The organism is Microbacterium sp. NPDC058269 (assembly GCF_042881445.1).
GTDB lineage: Bacteria > Actinomycetota > Actinomycetes > Actinomycetales > Microbacteriaceae > Microbacterium.
The window spans coordinates 1-4,677 of sequence record NZ_JBHVXT010000008.1 but is presented as its reverse complement, the minus strand read 5'-3'; the positions used below and the strand labels follow the sequence as shown (position 1 = coordinate 4,677).

Sequence of the window (4,677 nt, the reverse complement as noted above, 5' to 3'; positions counted from 1 at the left end):
TAAGATAGAGAAGTTGCCCTGCGGGCCTGGCTGTGATGGCTGGGTCGTGGGAGCATCCGATCCTTGAGAACTCAACAGCGTGCACTTGTCAAATGCCAAATTATCCTCGTCTAGCTTCGGCTAGTTGAGAATTCCTTTGGATCAAAGACCAACCTCCTTGTGGGGTTGGCAACGGATAAAGTCAGCAATGAATTTGTCTCTTTGGTCAGCATCAAACTCGCTGCGTCACCGTTTTCCCGGTGTCGTATGCATTTCTTTTTTACGGAGAGTTTGATCCTGGCTCAGGATGAACGCTGGCGGCGTGCTTAACACATGCAAGTCGAACGGTGAAGCCCAGCTTGCTGGGTGGATCAGTGGCGAACGGGTGAGTAACACGTGAGCAACCTGCCCCTGACTCTGGGATAAGCGCTGGAAACGGCGTCTAATACTGGATATGTGACGTGACCGCATGGTCTGCGTCTGGAAAGAATTTCGGTTGGGGATGGGCTCGCGGCCTATCAGCTTGTTGGTGAGGTAATGGCTCACCAAGGCGTCGACGGGTAGCCGGCCTGAGAGGGTGACCGGCCACACTGGGACTGAGACACGGCCCAGACTCCTACGGGAGGCAGCAGTGGGGAATATTGCACAATGGGCGCAAGCCTGATGCAGCAACGCCGCGTGAGGGACGACGGCCTTCGGGTTGTAAACCTCTTTTAGCAGGGAAGAAGCGAAAGTGACGGTACCTGCAGAAAAAGCGCCGGCTAACTACGTGCCAGCAGCCGCGGTAATACGTAGGGCGCAAGCGTTATCCGGAATTATTGGGCGTAAAGAGCTCGTAGGCGGTTTGTCGCGTCTGCTGTGAAATCCGGAGGCTCAACCTCCGGCCTGCAGTGGGTACGGGCAGACTAGAGTGCGGTAGGGGAGATTGGAATTCCTGGTGTAGCGGTGGAATGCGCAGATATCAGGAGGAACACCGATGGCGAAGGCAGATCTCTGGGCCGTAACTGACGCTGAGGAGCGAAAGGGTGGGGAGCAAACAGGCTTAGATACCCTGGTAGTCCACCCCGTAAACGTTGGGAACTAGTTGTGGGGTCCATTCCACGGATTCCGTGACGCAGCTAACGCATTAAGTTCCCCGCCTGGGGAGTACGGCCGCAAGGCTAAAACTCAAAGGAATTGACGGGGACCCGCACAAGCGGCGGAGCATGCGGATTAATTCGATGCAACGCGAAGAACCTTACCAAGGCTTGACATATACGAGAACGGGCCAGAAATGGTCAACTCTTTGGACACTCGTAAACAGGTGGTGCATGGTTGTCGTCAGCTCGTGTCGTGAGATGTTGGGTTAAGTCCCGCAACGAGCGCAACCCTCGTTCTATGTTGCCAGCACGTAATGGTGGGAACTCATGGGATACTGCCGGGGTCAACTCGGAGGAAGGTGGGGATGACGTCAAATCATCATGCCCCTTATGTCTTGGGCTTCACGCATGCTACAATGGCCGGTACAAAGGGCTGCAATACCGCGAGGTGGAGCGAATCCCAAAAAGCCGGTCCCAGTTCGGATTGAGGTCTGCAACTCGACCTCATGAAGTCGGAGTCGCTAGTAATCGCAGATCAGCAACGCTGCGGTGAATACGTTCCCGGGTCTTGTACACACCGCCCGTCAAGTCATGAAAGTCGGTAACACCTGAAGCCGGTGGCCTAACCCTTGTGGAGGGAGCCGTCGAAGGTGGGATCGGTAATTAGGACTAAGTCGTAACAAGGTAGCCGTACCGGAAGGTGCGGCTGGATCACCTCCTTTCTAAGGAGCATCTGACTCTTCGGAGTCCAGAACCCAGATCGAAGGCATACGTTCTTCGCTGGGAGCTCATGGGTGGAACATTTGACATGGCATCGAGATCTGATCTCGGGACTAGTACGCCGCTTGCGGTTGGAAGGTTCTGGGTGAGGGGACTGGTGTCTGCACGCTGTTGGGTCCTGAGGGACCGGATGCGCTTTGACCTTCGGGTTGGAAGCATTTGGTTACTCTGGGCCTCTTTCTGTTTCTCCATGTTTGTGGGGTTGTGGATGGGGGCACCGCCCGTACTTTGAGAACTACACAGTGGACGCGAGCATCTTGCAGCTGATCTTCGGATCGGTTGCACAAGATGATCTTAAAGATCATTAGTCAATTTCAGATTCCATTTTCGGATGGGGTCGAGTTTTTGATTCAAACTCATGTGATTTCAAGTCTTTAAGAGCAAACGGTGGATGCCTTGGCATCTGGAGCCGAAGAAGGACGTAGCAATCTGCGATAAGCCTCGGGGAACTGATAAGCAAGTTTTGATCCGAGGGTGTCCGAATGGGGAAACCCCGCTGGGCGGCGTGCCGACCTAGTGACTCCCGCCTGAATATATAGGGCGGGTAGAGGGAACGTGGGGAAGTGAAACATCTCAGTACCCACAGGAAGAGAAAGCAACCGCGATTCCGTTAGTAGTGGCGAGCGAAACCGGAACAGGCTAAACCTAGCGTGTGTGATAGCCGGCAGGCGTTGCACGTTGGGGGTTGTGGGACTTTTCAGTCATCTCTGCCGAGATGGCGGCGTTACAAGAAGGTATAGACGAACGGTCTTGAAAGGCCGGTCATAGAGGGTGCCAACCCCGTAGTCGAAATGCCTCTCTTGACGCGAAGAGTATCCCAAGTAGCACGGGGCCCGTGAAATCCCGTGTGAATCTGTCAGGACCACCTGATAAGCCTAAATACTCCCAGATGACCGATAGCGGACAAGTACCGTGAGGGAAAGGTGAAAAGTACCCCGGGAGGGGAGTGAAATAGTACCTGAAACCGTTTGCTTACAAACCGTTGGAGCCTCCTTAGTAGGGGTGACAGCGTGCCTTTTGAAGAATGAGCCTGCGAGTTAGCGATATGTGGCGAGGTTAACCCGTGTGGGGTAGCCGTAGCGAAAGCGAGTCTGAATAGGGCGATTCAGTCGCATGTCCTAGACCCGAAGCGAAGTGATCTATCCATGGCCAGGTTGAAGCGACGGTAAGACGTCGTGGAGGACCGAACCCACTTAGGTTGAAAACTGAGGGGATGAGCTGTGGATAGGGGTGAAAGGCCAATCAAACTTCGTGATAGCTGGTTCTCTCCGAAATGCATTTAGGTGCAGCGTTGCGTGTTTCTTGCCGGAGGTAGAGCTACTGGATGGCCGATGGGCCCTACAAGGTTACTGACGTCAGCCAAACTCCGAATGCCGGTAAGTGAGAGCGCAGCAGTGAGACTGTGGGGGATAAGCTTCATAGTCGAGAGGGAAACAACCCAGACCACCAACTAAGGTCCCAAAGCGCGTGCTAAGTGGGAAAGGATGTGGAGTTGCCTTGACAACCAGGAGGTTGGCTTAGAAGCAGCCACCCTTGAAAGAGTGCGTAATAGCTCACTGGTCAAGTGATTCCGCGCCGACAATGTAACGGGGCTCAAGCACGCCACCGAAGTTGTGGCATTGACATTATTGGTAGGCCTTCGTGGTCCAGCCGTGTTGATGGGTAGGAGAGCGTCGTGTGGCCAGCGAAGCGGCGGTGTAAACCAGCCGTGGAGGCTACACGAGTGAGAATGCAGGCATGAGTAGCGAATGACGTGTGAGAAACACGTCCTCCGAAAGACCAAGGGTTCCAGGGTCAAGCTAATCTTCCCTGGGTAAGTCGGGACCTAAGGCGAGGCCGACAGGCGTAGTCGATGGACAACGGGTTGATATTCCCGTACCGGCGAAGAACCGCCCAAGCTAATCCAGTAGTGCTAAGTGTCTGAATCCCAGTGACTGATCCCTTCGGGGTGACGCGTTGGGCCTAGCGCACGACCCCATTCTGGTGCGGTTAGCGTATTAACAGGTGTGACGCAGGAAGGTAGCCCAAGCCAGGCGATGGTTGTCCTGGTGCAAGTGCGTAGGCCGAGTCGTAGGCAAATCCGCGATTCATTAAGGCTGAGACACGATGCGGATAAAAAGTGGGTGATCCTATGCTGCCAAGAAAAGCATCGACGCGAGGTTCTAGCCGCCCGTACCCCAAACCGACTCAGGTGGTCAGGTAGAGAATACCAAGGAGATCGAGAGAATCGTGGTTAAGGAACTCGGCAAAATGCCCCCGTAACTTCGGGAGAAGGGGGGCCTTCGGCGTATAGGGATTTACTCCCGAAAGCGTTTGGAGGCCGCAGAGACTAGTGGGTAGCGACTGTTTACTAAAAACACAGGTCCGTGCCAAGTCGCAAGACGATGTATACGGACTGACGCCTGCCCGGTGCTGGAAGGTTAAGAGGACCGGTTAGCCGCAAGGCGAAGCTGAGAATTTAAGCCCCAGTAAACGGCGGTGGTAACTATAACCATCCTAAGGTAGCGAAATTCCTTGTCGGGTAAGTTCCGACCTGCACGAATGGCGTAACGACTTCCCAACTGTCTCAACCGCGAACTCGGCGAAATTGCATTACGAGTAAAGATGCTCGTTACGCGCAGCAGGACGGAAAGACCCCGTGACCTTTACTATAGCTTTGTATTGGTGTTCGGTGTGGCTTGTGTAGGATAGGTGGGAGACTTTGAAGCATGGACGCTAGTTCGTGTGGAGTCATTGTTGAAATACCACTCTGGTCACTCTGGATATCTAACTTCGAACCGTAATCCGGTTCAGGGACAGTGCATGGTGGGTAGTTTAACTGGGGCGGTTGCCTCCCAAA

General features: G+C 54.2%; 2 rRNA genes. Both read left to right on the top strand.

Annotated features, from left to right (window positions below):
* Positions 1 to 258 precede the first annotated feature (258 nt).
* Positions 259 to 1,780 (top strand): 16S ribosomal RNA (locus ACFVWL_RS18995).
* Positions 1,781 to 2,202: 422 nt separating this feature from the next.
* Positions 2,203 to 4,677 (top strand): 23S ribosomal RNA (locus tag ACFVWL_RS18990); the annotation flags it as partial.